This is a genomic window from Pseudomonas sp. 58(2021), from assembly GCF_017491585.1.
In the GTDB taxonomy this organism is placed as follows: Bacteria; Pseudomonadota; Gammaproteobacteria; order Pseudomonadales; family Pseudomonadaceae; genus Aquipseudomonas; species Aquipseudomonas fluorescens_BT.
On record NZ_JAFGYZ010000022.1, the window covers coordinates 1 to 15468 of the forward strand.

Here is a 15468-nt window from a genome sequence, read left to right on the forward strand (position 1 = left end):
GGGCCGTCAGCAAAGGGAACGCCACAGCGGACCCATCCACCGGCATCTGGACCAAAGACCTTACGGGGTTGAGCGTGGCAGCGCACAGCTTCACCGCCAAAGCACTGTACGGCGCGGGCCAGACTTCAGGGGCACGGACACTGACCGTGACTGCGGCGGTTGCACCCACCATCACCAATGCCCAAGATTCCAAAGGCACCGTGATTCCAGATGGCGGCACCACCGTCGACACAACCGTGAAACTGACGGGCACCGCCAGCAAGGGACAGCAGGTGGAGATCCTCGACGGGGCCGTCAGCAAGGGTAACGCCACAGCGGACCCATCCACCGGCATCTGGACCAAAGACCTTACGGGGTTGAGCGTGGCAGCGCACAGCTTCACCGCCAAAGCACTGTACGGCGCGGGCCAGACTTCAGGGGCACGGAGACTGACCGTCGCAGTTCACACCGCCCCGTCACTCGATTCAGTAAGAGACTCCCGTGGTGAACTGCCGAACAATGGAGCGACCACAGACACTTCAGTCACGTTGCAAGGCCGGGTAACGCCTCTGCATGATGTCCAGATCTACGATGGAAGCACGCCAAAACACATTGCGACTGCTCTTAACACCGGCATATGGACCACTACGCTGGCAGTAGGACTCGGCGGACATACCATCACTGCACGGGCGGTGACGACCGGACAACCGTCAAATGCACGGAGTTTCACGGTCAATTCACCAATCCCGCCACTGACCATCAACCCAGCCACTATGAGTCTGAATGCCTGGCACTTCAGGGATAACGACACCCCTACCAACCCTCCTGCCGGCGCCTTTGGTGACCGATCGGCCAGTGGAGGCGTGCTTCCCTACAGATATGCCTCCAGTAACCCCAACGTCGCAGAAGTCAACGTCAGCAGCGGCCGCGTCATTTCCAAGGGCAACGGTTCAGCAACCATCACCGTTACGGACAATGCGAATCAAACCGCCAGTTACACCGTCACCACTTCAAACGTGGAAAGACTGTTTGGCACAGGCCACTTCAATACCTACTCCGTATGTGCAAACACGGCGGCCAGTATGGGAGGAAGAATTCCTACTCTGGCCGAATGGCGAGCCTTTATCAGTAACTACAGCGGTCGACGCACCATTGAGCGCTGGTGCTGGGCGTCCGACTCAGGCGGCATCGGCAAACGGATGGTGATCTTCCCGGCTACCGGTCAGACTGATACACGACTCGATATCGGCATCGGAGGTGGTACTGCCGATGGCTTCGGCATACGACGCGCATAAAAGCCGGATACAAAAAAACCGCTACTCCCTGAAAAGAGTAGCGGTTTCCTGATATTCGGGATCGTGGCTTACCAGCTATACCTCAACCCCACATTCCCCCCCCAAGGCTGTTCGATATGCTTGCCATTGGCATAATCCAGATCGACATGCACCTGCCACTTCTCCGACATGGCCACCGCCAAACCGGCACCGAACTCCGCCCGCGAGCCCGATAGATCGTTGTTGAACACGTTGTTTTCGTTGATCTCGACCTTGTTGTCATTGGCGAACTCATGGGCAATGGCCGCACGCACATAAGGTTGCGCAACAGCACCGTTGCCGATATCAAAATTGCGCCCGAACGTGGCGCCAGCCTTGCCCAGGAATGAGCGGGTACGATCGCCATCGGCCTCCATGTCGTTGTCCAGGCTGAAGCGTTTGCCCTGGATCTGCGCTGCCGAAAACTGAACGAACGGCTCAATGAAGTAATCGTTGCTCAACTGGATATGACGACCGCCTTCCACCGATGCGCTGACGCCCCAATTAACGTAATCGCCCTTGGCACGTGTGCTGTCGCTCAAACCGACCTTGGCTTCGTTGCGGAAACGGTTGAATTTCAACACACCGTCAACGTAGTAGCCGGTGTCGCGGTCCATCCACGTCACGTAGGGCCCGAAGTAGTAACTGTCGACCGTGCCTGAGGTGCCGTGTTCGAGACTCAGTTTTGATTGACTGTAACCACCCATCAAGCCCACCAGCACATTGCTGTCATTCACCCGGGCATCGGCACCGAGGGAAATCCCTTGCTGGTTCTGCTGGTACGCCACACCGGAACCTTCGGCGACGTTGTACTGATTGCCATAGGTGCGTGCCCAGGCGCCCGACTGGCCACCATTGAATCGCAACTCGCCCATGCGGCTACGCAATGAGCTGGCTTCGCCGTACAACAGGGTCATCGGAGAATTGAACAAGGCCAGTACCGCACTGGCGCCGGGGCTGATCACCTGGGTGGTCGGATCGAGAAACCACTCAGTGCCGCCCGTTCCTCCCGGTCGCTGGGCCAGGTCATAGGACCAGGTACCGAGATCCACTCGCCCGCCCGTCAGTGCAAAGTGCGCATCGCCCGCGGCCGTGTGCACCAGGGTCAGTTGCTGCGGATTCACCGCATCAAGGCCCGACGCCGCCACCAGCAAACCGAACTGTCCGGTTGCCACACCGGTAACGTTGAGGACGTCATGCTGCCCCGTAGCGAAGTTGCCCTTCATGGCGAAAGTACTGGAACCATCCGGCGAGCCGGCGAGCGTACCGACATTCAACTGGTAGAAGGTATTCGGCACATCCTGCGCACCAAAACGAACCGTCCCGCCATTCATGGCGAGCGTTCCTACGGTGTCGTTGCCAGTCAGGGTCCAGATCGAACCGCTGTTGACGGACACGCCATTGACCTTGTCGAGACGGCCGGTGAATTGCGAGCTGTTCTGCAGGGTGACGTTGGCGGTCGAACCGTTTTCGACCAGCACATCACCGGTCATGCGGCCTTGATCGAACGTCAGGTTGCCGGTGCTGTTGCCGGCGATGTTGATGTTGCCTTGCAGAGTGCTGTTGGCGACGGTCATGGCAGCGGTGGACGCGCCCTGGACATCGAGCAAGTTGTTGTTCCCGGCGAGCAGGCTGGCGCCGTTAGACAGATTGACAGTGGCATTGGTACCGCGATCAACCAGAACTGCCGAGCCATTGACCCCTCGTACAGTGGCGTTATCCAGCGAGAGCGAACGGGCGCCGACATTCTCCGTGTCGTTGACCATGCGCACGCCTGTCGCCTGACCGGTGATGACAGTCTGGGCGGAGGCGTTCAGCGCGCCGCCAAGAAGATTCGCACCAATGCCATTGCTGCCAGTACCGGTCACTTGCGTATTGGCCAGCGACAAAGTGCTGAGCCCCGTGACTTGCGCACCGAAAACATCACCACGGATCTGACTGTTGGAAACATCCACAGTGGAGCCGCCAGCGGCAATCGAAGATCGGTTGACGGCCAGACCGATGTCGTCGCTGGTCACATTGGCCTGGTTGATGGTGCCCCGGCTGCTGGTGACCAGAATGCCTTCGACGCCAGGATTGCTGACGACCGTGGCGCCATTGATGGTCAGTGTCGATCCGGATTGAATGGTAATTGACTGGGTGATGGCACCATTGACGTTCAACACACCGTTGTTGCGCACCAGATAATCGATCGGCGTTGTCGTCGAATCGATATCCAGCGTCGTGTTATCGACAATGGTGGCTGCCAGTATGCCGCCGCTGGAAATGGAAATGGCTGGCATGACCATCAGAATACTCAACGCGTTTTTTACAGAAAGACGTTCAAGCCGCCCGCCAAATATTCTCATGACTTACCCACCTCTGATATACCTGTGCGAAATTGCGAAATGCATTTGCGTGAAAAAATAGAGCGCGGAGGCTAATCGGATTCCTCACAAAAAAATGTAGGAAAAGTCCGATAAGCAAGGAAGAAAAATCCCTGACACTAATTTTATAAAAAAACGGGAGGCAACAACCTCCCGTTTTTTTCAAATACTGCAAGGTGTCGTATCACCATTCCTCATGAGCACCCTGACCAGGTGACGCACTGAAGGTGTAGGCCGCCCATCAATCACGGCGTTATAACTCACCGCCCCCCATGCATTTCCAGTATTAAGAAACTGCTCATACGGAAAGCGTATGGTAAAACCATTTTGCACATCCGAAGAATCCGGCTGATATTTAACTTCATCCTTATTATTCGGTATCACAGTATTACCAGCGGAATCACTGTAGCCCTGATAAGTAAAAGTCAACGTCTGACCTTCCAGTTGCGGCTCTCCCCCCGGAACAAAAACTTCGATACATTTTATAAGCACTGGATGGCTTTGCAACGAAGGGCAATTCAAATAATCAAAATCCGGATCGAGATGCTGGAAGGTTGCCTGAGGCACACTCCCCGGTCTGATGAACACATCTACATCCCGTGGCATTGAGCGCTCTTCGTTATCGTTCACATCAGGATTGGTGACCTTATAAGTCACTGGAACTTCCGTGCCGTTCCCACCAGCGTCTACAACTGACCACTTAATTGTCCAATTTAGCTCAGTCTCCGTACCATCCAACGGAAGAGCACCGCCTTCAGCGTCTGGTACTTCAACCCCGTTCCAGATCAGAGTGGCAATATCCTTAGCCTTGATACCCCGGTAAGCGACCACTTTTACGTCAACATCCTTATCCTTGTCCAGCACCGTCAAAACGTTGATCGGATTGCCGCCCGCCCCTTGAACATCGACTGGACGAAAATTGGGATTTGGATCATCTGGACCTTCGCCGTCCCCTGGCCGGCTCAGATCGACTAATACATTGTCGTTTTCGGGGGGATTACTGGCAGGATGTCGAATCTCTCCACGTTTTATTTGATAGCTGACCTTAATGGTTTTTTCTCCGAGATCACCGTTATGCCAGTACGAATAAGGAACCGGTACATAAGTTGGGAAGCCAGCGATTTTTTGTGCTGGCACTACAACGCCATCGACGGTGACCTCAAGTTCATCACCATCCAAAAAATTCTCGTACTCATCTTTGATCCCCACTCCTGCGCGCATCCGAGCGTCGGCGAGGTCAATCTTCTTCGGTGCCGTGTCGTTATCAAGCAGCGGAATACTTGGACCGTCCAAATCCTTTGGAGGGTCCGTCACTGTTACGTTCACTCGTTTGAAAGGCGAATTTGGACTTCGGTTACCTTTTCGATCCGTACGATAGTAAAAAATCGCTTTCTGACCCTCTTCAGTTCCGACCATTTCGGTGGTCAGCTTAAAGGTAACGGCATCAAGAGGATCGACAACAATAAATTCCCCTACGAATACCGGGGTCGGAAATGTCGAGCCAAAATAACATTCATACTTGTCCGCTATTTTTATATCGGCGACCTTTGGCATGGTAATCAGGACAAAACCGTTGGCATCCAGATAAGGCTTGGTAATGCCGTTTGCCTCCACTTCCGGAGGAAGAGTAACAAGACCGCTGACATCAGGTAGCGTAGTGTCGATATTGATGAGCAGATCCGGAATATCTTTAGTGTTCCCGCCATGATTGAGTACATAGCTCAACATGTGGGGGCCTGAGACATTCGTAAGCCCTGCTGGCAATACCATTGGAATGTCCCCAGCAGCAATAGGGGTTGTGTAGGTGTACCGGGGGCCTTGCCGAGTGCCATCCCAAGTCAGATTTATATACCCATCAACGGGAGGATCATCGTCAGCCCCGTCGAACCTGAGGACAGTCACTTTCAATGCAAAACCCTGATACTTTTTGTGCAATTGATTCGGATCATCGTCCACCTCATCAGGCAGCAGAGGATTGTCATCATCCAGCACAGGCGCTTCAAAGTCTGCTTTCGGTGAATTTCGGAGAATACTCAAATAACGCTCACGACTTTGTACCGGGGTCAACTTAATGACATTGTTCATCTTGTTCATCTTGTTCATCCTTTCAATGACTTGATTAAATGACAAAGGGTATTGCAGCCCCGTGCCAGAACACCTGGAACCAACCGCAAATCAAAAAACACTGCATTGGCACGACTGTGCGCATCAGCAGTTATTACACGCACCAACTTCCTGAAACACTTGCCCCTTCGGCGAAATCACTGATCACAAAGATCATTATCCGGCCCACAGATTTCCCCGCTGGGCATGGTTCTATTGATAACCACGAAATCCGGCCTTGACTCTCCCCGTCCACCATTGCTCTTTCTCAAAAAGTAACGACAGAGCGCCGATCCGTTATTGACCATGGGTGCAATCAGCTTTTGATAGTCCGTCACCAACACGTCAAAACCATTGCGTGCCTGATCAAGAGTCAGCGTCGTTTCGAAAGAGTGCGCGACGCCCGAAATAGGAGAAGTGCCGTTTTGGCCCTGACACCCTTGCCAACTCAGGTCGACAACATCATCCTCGTCGAACGCGTCATTACCCTCGATATGAACTTTCACATGCACCCACAACCGTGGGTTGGCGCAGCAATTGAGTACCCCTTCCCGCCCGCCATCGGGGAAGGTCGGCTCGGGCAGATTCCTGATGATGATGATTGCCACGTTCACCGGGGTTGTCGGGGCCAACTGCCGGTTCACACCGTTATCGGTGAAGTACCGCACAGGCAGCGCCGGATTTTCCTTGTCCTGGTCGATAAACTCCCAAGGGATACTGAAGAGAATTACTGTCCCGGCCGTATCACCGGGCTGAACCTCATACTTCGCGACGGGTGCACTGATGGTTCCCCAGTACAGTAAGACTTTTTCCCCTGGCTCAGGGTTGTCATGCAGTGCCAGGCGCCCTTCGGCGGGCAATTCGTAGTCATCGGGAAGCAGCTTGTTCAGCTGTTTTGAAACGGCTCCGTAAATCTCGACCTTCGCCAGCCTGGTATTCAACAGCGCAGGTGCGTCGGGGTGGTCTTGACCCGCGACCGTAAAGTTGAAGGGCACGGTTGTTTCCGGTGACGGCGGCGTCGGCGTCCCGCCCCGACTGACGCGGTAGTCGACACGCGCGTCCATGGGACCGAGCCCGTCGGCCGTCAGTGTTGGCCAGGGCACGGTGGCGGTCTGTACCGGCTTCGCAGGATCGACATCGAGCGGTGCGAGATCATGACCATTCCACCGGATCAAAAGCTTGTCGGAAGCATCCGGATTGTCATAGTTATCGATTTCGACCGTAACAGCCTTCTGATTCGTAGCCCCTTCGCGGGCATGCTCGCGGTCGATCAATCCCCTGGCCGACAAAGGCACACGAGGCGGCTTGAGGGTACCGGGTCCGGATCTTAGATCGACGAACACCGGCAACAGAGTAGAGTTCGGTCCGATGTTGCCCGCCCAGTCCCGCAACCTGTAATAAAAGTAACGTTGGCCGTGTCCCTTGGCCCGAATGTCCGCTTCATAAATCGTGATGATCAGTTGCCTCTGATCGATGTCCTGCTGGCTGAATGCTTGCTCACGAATTTCCTGCTCGGAGTCCGGCGGGTTGTCGTTGTCGGTCAGGAAATAGATCGCACGGTCCCGGGCCCTGGCATCCGGATAGAACGTGACTTGAAACCTGACCTCGCCAAAACGGGTGAGATAGTCGTCGGTGATGTCGCCGGGAACGTTCAGCATGACCAAGGCTCTTGGGCTTTGCCCATCATCCGGGGGCAGCCGATCGACCGTCACTCGAGTATCAAAGGAATATTGCTTGTTCCCACCGTAATTCAACTCGTAGGACAAGGCGTAAATGCCATGCGCCAGCTTGTCCCGCGGGACTTTCAAGACCTTCTCACCCGGCGTATCGAATGTCTCTTTGTACACCGGAGTGAACGGTCCGCCCTCCAGCACCCAACCGATGGAAAGGATGTAGACGGGATCAGCGACGGGGGGCGGTATCCAGTTGGGGACAATCACTTGCAAATCATCGCTCAAGGCACTGCGCGGCAGCAGCCCATCGGGACTTTCATCGCCGTTCTCATCCTTGAGAATGGCGGGAACCCTGGGTTTTTCCAGCTCTGGAACTACAGGGTCGATCTGGTCTTGAGTAATCGGCATTACAGACGCCCTCTCACGAAATGGCCACGCTCCCTGAACAACTGCACGTTATCTGCAGGTTGAGGATTCGTTGCTCTGACGTGATTTAACGGCGTTGCACATTCGCTGGCTACTGTCAGAAATTACAGGTTTTGCTACCGCTCGTCGGAGATTGAACACCGCCACCCATCCGGCAGAACGGCATAAACAGAAATGTTTAACAAACGGGATCGGTGACTGACTCAGGCTACGCGTCCTTGCGCCGATGCCTACGCATCAGCCAGAATCCGCCGGCTTGTGCGCCTTGGGAGCGGGTTCTATTGTTTGGCGGTCGCTGAAAAGCAGCGATCGGGTTTAGCAGCCCGGTTAACTTCAAGGCACGTTGGTGTCGCCATTGTTTTGTCATGGCGGCTGACGTGGGGCACTTCGGTGCGCCGGGATCCTTGAGCCTGGTCTGCTAACCCGCGTTCAGCCGCCACCCTCTTCGTTTAGCAGCGATGGATGACGGCTCCATTTCTCAAGGAGCTTCACCATGATCAAAGCAACGCCAAACCCACCCGAAACCGACACAACCTCGCCCTACGAAACCCTCGACTCCAAGAAATTCCACGAAGCCGCCGAACGCGCCCTCGATCACTACCTCAATCCCCTCCTCCCCAGAAAACCGCTGCTCAAACCCAACACCCGCTACCTCATCGCCCCCGACATCCCGAGCGAAGAGCTGCTGGCCGAAGCCTGCGAAACCCTGACCTCGGCCAAAACCATGGCCAGTGATTTCGCCGGGATGATCGATACGCCCCAGCGGCATGTGCTGTTGGGGATTGCGCAGTTGATCATGCTGGCTGAACTGGCGGTGAACCGGGTGCTGGACAATCTGGAAGTGAAGGCTGAGGCGCCGCTGTAGCCTGAGCAAAGAAAAACCCGCCGCCCCGATCACTCGGGACGGCGGATTTTGTCGTTTCAGCGATTAGCTCACACCGTGTCCACCTTCAACGAATGATCATTCAGCATGCCGTTGATGATCGTCGCCGTGTCGTGCCCGCTGGCAATCAAGCCCCCCGCCCCCGGTGTCACGCCATAGTGACTGGCGAGGTTGACGCCGGCCAGGTCGATGGTCTGGTTCGGCGTGGCACCCGCCATGGCGCTGACGTCGATGCTGGTCATGACCGAGGCGCCGCTGCCGGTGACGGTGAAGTGCAGGTAGTCATCCAGTGACGCCGCGGTGCCGTTTTCACCTTGCAGCAATTGCGACAGGTCGAGCTTGTCGGTGCCCGGGGTGAAGTCGGTGACGGTGTCGTGGCCACTGTTGCCCTTGAGCCACTGGAAGGTGTCGGCGCCCGGCCCGCCGGTCAGGGTGTTGTTACCCATCCCGCCGATCAGCAGGTCATCGCCCCCGCCGCCATTGAGGATGTCGTTGCCCAGGCCGCCGTTGATCACGTTGTTATTGTTGTCACCGGTGAGGGTGTCGTTGAAGTTCGAGCCGACGAGGTTTTCGACATTGCTGATGGTGTCGATGCCTGCACCGAGGGTGTTCTGCGCACCGAGCAGGCTCAGGTTGACTGTCACACCGGCCGTCGCGTGGGCATAGCTGACCGTGTCGATACCGGTGCCGCCATCGAGGAGGTCGTTGCCCGGGCCACTGTAGAGCAAGTCGTTGCCGGCGCCGCCGTGCAGCTCGTTGTTGCCGGAGCCTGCGGTGAGTACGTCGTTGCCGTCCCCGCCGTTGAGGATGTTGTCGCCGCTGCCCGCCACCAGCACGTCATCGCCGGACGTCCCGGTGAGGGTGTGGCCGTCCTGATAGCTGATGGTCACGTTGGCGGTGTCGCTGCCGCCGTGGTTGTCATTGGCGGTGTAGGAGCCGTGGAAATCCGGGGTGACGTCGTGAGCCCCGGCGTAGTTGACCGTCATGGTCAGTTGATAGTTTTCCGCAGCATTGGTGTTGCTGCCGCTGGTGTTGGTGATGTTGGTTATGTGGATCTGATACGTGCCATCGGCACCGGCGGTGATGGTGCCGCCGTCGGCGATGCTGACGAACGCCCCGCCGTTCACCGAATACTCCATGGTGATGTGCCCGGCCGCCAGGTTGTGGTCGAGGTTGAGGGTCTCGCCCTGTTTCAGTTTGACGGTGATGAGGTCTTCATCGTTGGCATTGGCGTTGGTCACCGCGCCGAGGTAGCCGCTGACCACCAGCACTGCCGTCATGGCCGCTGTGTTGGCCGCGAAGGCGTTGCGCACATCAGCCAGGTTCTGGTTGGCGGCGGTGTTGCTGGTGCCGGTGAAACTGATCGCGCCAGTGCCGGTGAAGTCCGCGCCCTTGGCGACCCAGCCGGTGTTGAAGGTGGTTGGCGAGGCGTTGAGGGTATCGCCATCCGGATCCGTGTCGTTGGCCAGCAACAGCTCGCCCGGCACCACGACATTGCTCGACAGCACGTTGGTGATGATGTGGTCGTCCACCGCCACGGGCGGCAAATTCGGGATCACTTTCACCGTCAGCGTGGAGCTGGCGAGGTCGCCGTCGTTGTCGCTGAGGGTGAAGCCGATGTTCTCGGTGATCACCGTCGTCGTGGTTTTCTGCGAGGTGTAGCTGTAGTCGCCGGTGTCGAGGTTGATCACCAGCGTACCGCTGTTGTTGGTGGCAATGCTCAGGGTGTTGTTCACCGTGTTGAAGGTGCCGTGGTTGGTGCCACCGCTGGCAGTCAGCGAACCCTGGCCGCTATTGGCTTTCGGGTCATAGGTGTAGGTGGTGCCGTCGACCACGATGGATTTGATGAAACCGCCATCGGCGCCGAATGAACCACTGTCCCCCAGCAACGAGCCAGTGACCGGCGCGCCCTCCACGGTGCCGGAGAGCACCGAGTTCAGTTGATTGAGGTCAGTGACCACCACCGCGTTGGTGTTGGTGTGGCTGATACCGTCGTAGGCGATCGGATCGAGGTTGGCGTTGCTCACACCACTGCCGAGGCCGATTGCGTAGTTCTTGATGTTGTTGGCATCAAGGAAAGCCTTGAGCGCGGTCTCGTCGGCGGTGCCGATTTCCTGGCCGGTGGTGGGTTTGCCGTCGGAGAAGAAGTAGCCGACGTTCTGCGCCCCGGTGAGTTTGCCCGAGGTGTTGAACGCAGTCTGCATGGTCGCCACGGCCGCGTCGTAGTTGGTGCCACCACCGGCGCTGAGGCCGGCGAGCAGGGTCTTGGCGGTCGCCACATCGACCCATACCGAAGTGCGGTCGGTGGCGTTGCTGCTGAAGGTGACGAGCTGCACTTTCACATCGCCCAGATCGTCGTACTTGTCGAGCAAGGCGCTGATTGCCTGCTTGGCCAGGTCCAGCCGCGACAGGCCCGGCACGCCGGAGGCGTCGGCCATACTGCCGGAGATGTCGAGCACGATGAGGATGTTGGAGTCGATCTCCACCGCCGCCACCGAGCGATCCGACGCCACAGCCTTGGGCACGTCGTCGACGATGTTGACCACGATGGTGCTGGTGGTGCTGTTGCCCAGCGCATCGGTGGCCTTGTAGGTGAAACTTTCGCTCAGAGTGTTCGGCCCGTCGTTGGCGTTCGGCGTGGTTTTCGGTGCCGAAGTCAGGGTGTAGGTGTACGTGCCGTCGGGATTGAGCAGGATCTGCCCGTAAGTGCCGGTGGCGCTGCCGACCAGGGTGTAGGTGATCGAACCGCTGCCGCCGGTGACCGCACCGACCAGCGTGCCGGTGGCGGTTTCGCCGGTATTGGTCGGATCGCTGCCGATGACCGTGCCGGGGGCCAGGTCTTGCCCGTCCTGGGTCAGGTCGAGGGCTTTCTCGTAGACGGTCATGTCCTGATCGGTCGAGGCCACGAGTTTGCTGTCGGCGACGTTGACGGTGATGGTGGTGGTGCTTTCATCGCCGTCACTGTCGCGGATGGTGTAGGTAAAGGTGTCGGTAGCGCCCGGCGGGCTCACCGAGTTCGGGTTGCTGTGATAGACCGCGTTGCCCGCCGCATCCAGGGTCAGGTAACCGTAGGTGCCATTGATGTTGCTGTTGAGGCCGCCGATGGCCGAGGTCGCGGTGTTGCCGCCGGCGCGCACGCCGACCACGATCGCCGCGCCATCCGCGCCGCTGATGTCATTGCCCAGCACGCTGATGTTGACCGTGCCGCCCTCCGCCACCGAACCGGTGTCGGCCTTGGCGGTTGGCAGGTCGTCAATGATGTTGACGTTGATCTGCCCGGTCGCAGTGCTGCCGTCGGTGTCCGTCGCCACCACGTTGAAGTTCTCGGTGATGCTGTTGGCGCCGTTGGCGTTCGGGTGGGTTTCGTTATCCACCAGGGTGTAGCTGTAACTGACCACGCCGGTGGTCGGGTTGTAACCGGTGATGGTCAGCGTGCTGCCCAGCGGGGTGATGGTCGATTGCGGGAAGCCGGCGGCTACGCCGTTGGTCATCACGGCAATGCCGCCCACGGTCAGGGTTTGCAGACCGTCGAGGGCGGTGACGGTGAAGGTGCCGCTCTGGGTCAGTGCCGGGGTGTCGGGGCTGGTGCCGTCGCTGAGGTTTTTCTCGTAGACGGTGAGTTCGCCGCCATTCACGTCGAGGCCGTTGAGGACCACCGGATCGTCGTTGTTGTGGATGTTCAGTACCAGGTTGGCGGTGCTGGTGTCGCCGTCGGCATCGGTCAGGGTGTAGGTGAAGGTCTCGGTACCGTTGCCACCGCCGTGCAGGTTTTTGAAGTCTGCATCGTTGGTGTTCAGCGTGTAGGTGTACGTGCCGTTGGCGTTCAGCACCAGAGTGCCGTAAGTGCCGGTGAAGGTGCCGGGAGTGATCGGGCCGGCATTCGGACCGGTCGCCACCACGTCGGCGCCTTGCACGTCGTTGGTCAGCACGTTGCCGTTGAGGGTCAACTGGGTTTCCGACGCGGTGCTGGCGTTGCTGTCGTTGATCGCCTTCGGCACGTCATCGACGATGTTGACCACGATAGTGCTGGTGACGACGTTGCCCAGTGAATCGGTGGCCTGGTAGGTGAAGGTTTCGGTCAGGGTGTTGGCGCCGTCATCGGCGTGCGGGGTGGTGCTGGCCGGTGAGGTCAGGGTGTAGGTGTACGTGCCGTTGGGGTTGAGCACGATCTGCCCGTAGTTGCCGGTGGCGCTGCCGACCAGCGCGTAGCTGATTGCACCGACCGCGCCGGTGACCGAGCCAACCAGCGTGCCGGACGCGGTTTCCCCGGTGCTGGTCGGATCGCTGCCGGTGACTGTACCGGCGGCCAGATCCTGGCCGTCCTTGTTCAGGTCGAGGGCTTTTTCGTACACGGTGACGTCGGTGTCGCTGACCGCGAACAGTTGGCTGTTGGAAACGTCGATGGTGATGGTGGTGGTGCTTTCATCGCCGTCGGAATCGCGCACGGTGTACACGAACACGTCCACCGCGCCGGGGCCGCTCACGGCATTCGGGTTGCTGTGATAGACCGCGTTGCCGTTGGCGTCGAGGGTCAGGTAGCCGTAGGTGCCGTTGATGTTGCTGTTGAGGCCGCCGATGGCCGAGGTCGAGGTGTCGGAACCGGCGCGCACGCCCACTACCGCGCCACCCGCTGCCGGGCCGTCGGCGCCGCCGATGTCGTTGTCCAGCACGTTGCCGCTGACGGTGCCGCCCTCCTGCACCGACGTGGCATCGGGCTTGGCGGTCGGCAGGTCGTCGATGATGTTGACGTTGATCTGCCCGGTGGCGGTGCTGCCATCGGTATCGGTCGCCACCACGTTGAAGTTCTCGGTGATGCTGTTGGCGCCGTTGGCGGTCGGATGGGTTTCGTTATCCACCAGGGTGTAGCTGTAGCTGACCACACCCGTGGCCGGGTCGTATCCGGTGATGGTCAACGTGCTGCCCAGCGGCGTGACCGCCGATTGCGGGAAGCCGGCCGCGACACCGTTGGTGATCACGGCAATGCCGCCCACGGTGAGGGTTTGCAGACCGTCGAGGGCAGTCACAGTGAAGGTGCCGCTCTGGGTCAGTGACGGGGTGTTGGGGCTGGTGCCGTCGCTGAGGTTTTTCTCGTAGACGGTGAGTTCGCCACCGTTTACGTCCAGGCCGTTGATGATCACTGGATCGTCATTGTTGTGGATCTGCAGAACGAGGTTAGCGCTGCTGGTGTCGCCATCGGCATCGGTGATGGTGTAGGTGAAGGTCTCGGTGCCGTTGCCACCGCCGTGCAGGGCTTTGAAATCGGCATCGCTGGTATTCAGCGTGTACGTGTAAGTCCCGTTGGCGTTCAGCACCAAGGTGCCGTAAGTCCCGGTGAAAGTGCCGGCAGTGATCGGGCCAGTCGGTACACGGTCAGCGCCCTGCACGTCGTTGGTCAGGACGTTGCCAGTCAGCGTGAGGTTGGTTTCCGACGCGGTGCCGGCGTTGCTGTCGTCCACGCCTTTTGGCAAGTCGTCGACGATGTTCACGTCCAGCGAAGCGTTGGCGGTGGTGCCGTTGTCATCGACCACGGTCACGGCGAACTGCTCATTCAGCACGTTGGCGCCGTTGGCGTTCGGATGCGCCTCGTTGTCGACCAGGGTGTAGCTGTAGCTGACGACGCCGGTTGCCGCGTTGAAGCCGGTGATGGTCAGCGTGCTGCCCAGTGGCGTAGTCACCGATTGCGGGAAGCCTGCCGCGACACCGTTGGTGACGACGGCGATACCACCGATGGTCAGGGTAGTGACACCGTCCAACGCAGTGATGGTGAAGGTGCCGCTTTGGGTCAGGGCTGGCGCATCGGGGCTGCTGCCGTCGCCGAGGTTTTTTTCGTAAACGGTGAGTTCGCCACCGTTAACGTCGAGGCCGTTGATGGTCACTGGATCGTCATTGTTGTGGATCTGCAGGACCAGGTTCGCAGTGCTGGTGTCTCCGTCGGCATCGCTGATGGTGTAGGTGAAAGTTTCCGTGCCGTTGCCACCACCGTGCAGGTTTTTGAAGTCCGCATCACTGGTGTTCAGCGTGTAGGTGTAGGTGCCGTTGGCATTCAGCACCAAGGTGCCATAAGTCCCGGTGAAAGTGCCGGCGGTAATCGGGCCGGCATTTTCTCCGACAGGTACACGGTCAGCGCCCTGCACGTCGTTGGTCAGGACGTTGCCGGTCAAGGTCAGATTGGTTTCCGAGGCGGTGCCGGCGTTGCTGTCATCCACGCCTTTGGGCAGGTCGTCGACGATGTTCACGTCCAGCGAAGCGTTGGCGGTGGTGCCGTTGTCATCCACCACGGTGACAGCGAACTGCTCGTTCAGTACGTTGGCGCCGTTAGCAGTCGGGTGAGCTTCGTTGTCGACCAGGGTGTAGCTGTAACTGACGACGCCGGTCGTGGCATTGAACCCGGTGATGGTCAGCGTACTGCCCAGCGGAGTCGTGACCGATTGCGGGAAGCCTGCGGCGACACCGTTGGTGACCACGGCGATACCACCGATGGTCAGGGTAGTGACACCGTCCAGCGCAGTGATGGTGAACGTGCCGCTTTGGGTCAGGGCTGGAGCATCGGGGCTGCTGCCGTCGCCGAGATTTTTTTCGTAGACGGTGAGTTCGCCACCGTTCACATCGAGGCCGTTGATGATCACCGGGTCGTCGTTGTTGTGAATCTGCAGGACCAGGTTAGCGGTGCTGGTGTCGCCGTCGGCATCGCTGATGGTGTAGGTGAAGGTCTCGGTGCCGTTGCC

The 15468-nt window shown here is 58.6% G+C and carries 5 protein-coding genes and 1 pseudogene; 2 read left to right on the forward strand and 4 right to left on the reverse strand.

Features of this window, described 5'->3' with window-relative positions:
* A pseudogene (locus J5M72_RS22640) lies at positions 1–1274 on the forward strand (hypothetical protein); the annotation flags it as partial.
* A gap of 68 nt (positions 1275–1342) precedes the next feature.
* Here the strand turns inward: J5M72_RS22640 and J5M72_RS22645 are convergent.
* From J5M72_RS22645 to J5M72_RS22655, 3 genes are all read right to left on the reverse strand, one after another.
* Complete coding sequence (locus tag J5M72_RS22645) at positions 1343–3580, reverse strand: autotransporter outer membrane beta-barrel domain-containing protein (protein ID WP_243433446.1); 2238 nt, start codon at positions 3578–3580, stop codon at positions 1343–1345.
* Positions 3581–3820: 240 nt separating this feature from the next.
* On the reverse strand, positions 3821–5752 hold the full coding sequence (locus J5M72_RS22650; RefSeq protein ID WP_243433447.1) for a hypothetical protein: 1932 nt from the start codon (positions 5750–5752) through the stop codon (positions 3821–3823).
* 167 nt (positions 5753–5919) lie between these two features.
* The gene (locus tag J5M72_RS22655) at positions 5920–7842 is read right to left on the reverse strand and encodes a hypothetical protein (protein ID WP_207867153.1); all 1923 of its coding nucleotides are present in this window, start codon (positions 7840–7842) and stop codon (positions 5920–5922) included.
* 511 nt (positions 7843–8353) lie between these two features.
* Between J5M72_RS22655 and J5M72_RS22660 the strand changes: the two genes are divergently transcribed.
* The gene (locus tag J5M72_RS22660; RefSeq protein WP_207867154.1) at positions 8354–8725 is read left to right on the forward strand and encodes a DUF6124 family protein; all 372 of its coding nucleotides are present in this window, start codon (positions 8354–8356) and stop codon (positions 8723–8725) included.
* Positions 8726–8793: 68 nt separating this feature from the next.
* Here the strand turns inward: J5M72_RS22660 and J5M72_RS22665 are convergent.
* Positions 8794–15468, reverse strand: a 6675-nt coding sequence (locus J5M72_RS22665; RefSeq protein ID WP_243433448.1) for a VCBS domain-containing protein, incomplete at its 5' end; no start/stop codon positions are given.

What these genes read in the sequence shown, in the direction of transcription:
- J5M72_RS22645 (WP_243433446.1), bottom strand. Translation starts at nt 3,580, where the DNA reads ATGGTCATGCCAGCCATTTCCATTTCCAGCGGCGGCATACTGGCAGCC.
- J5M72_RS22660 (WP_207867154.1), top strand. Translation starts at nt 8,354, where the DNA reads ATGATCAAAGCAACGCCAAACCCACCCGAAACCGACACAACCTCGCCC.
- J5M72_RS22655 (WP_207867153.1), bottom strand. Translation starts at nt 7,842, where the DNA reads ATGCCGATTACTCAAGACCAGATCGACCCTGTAGTTCCAGAGCTGGAA.
- J5M72_RS22650 (WP_243433447.1), bottom strand. Translation starts at nt 5,752, where the DNA reads ATGAACAAGATGAACAATGTCATTAAGTTGACCCCGGTACAAAGTCGT.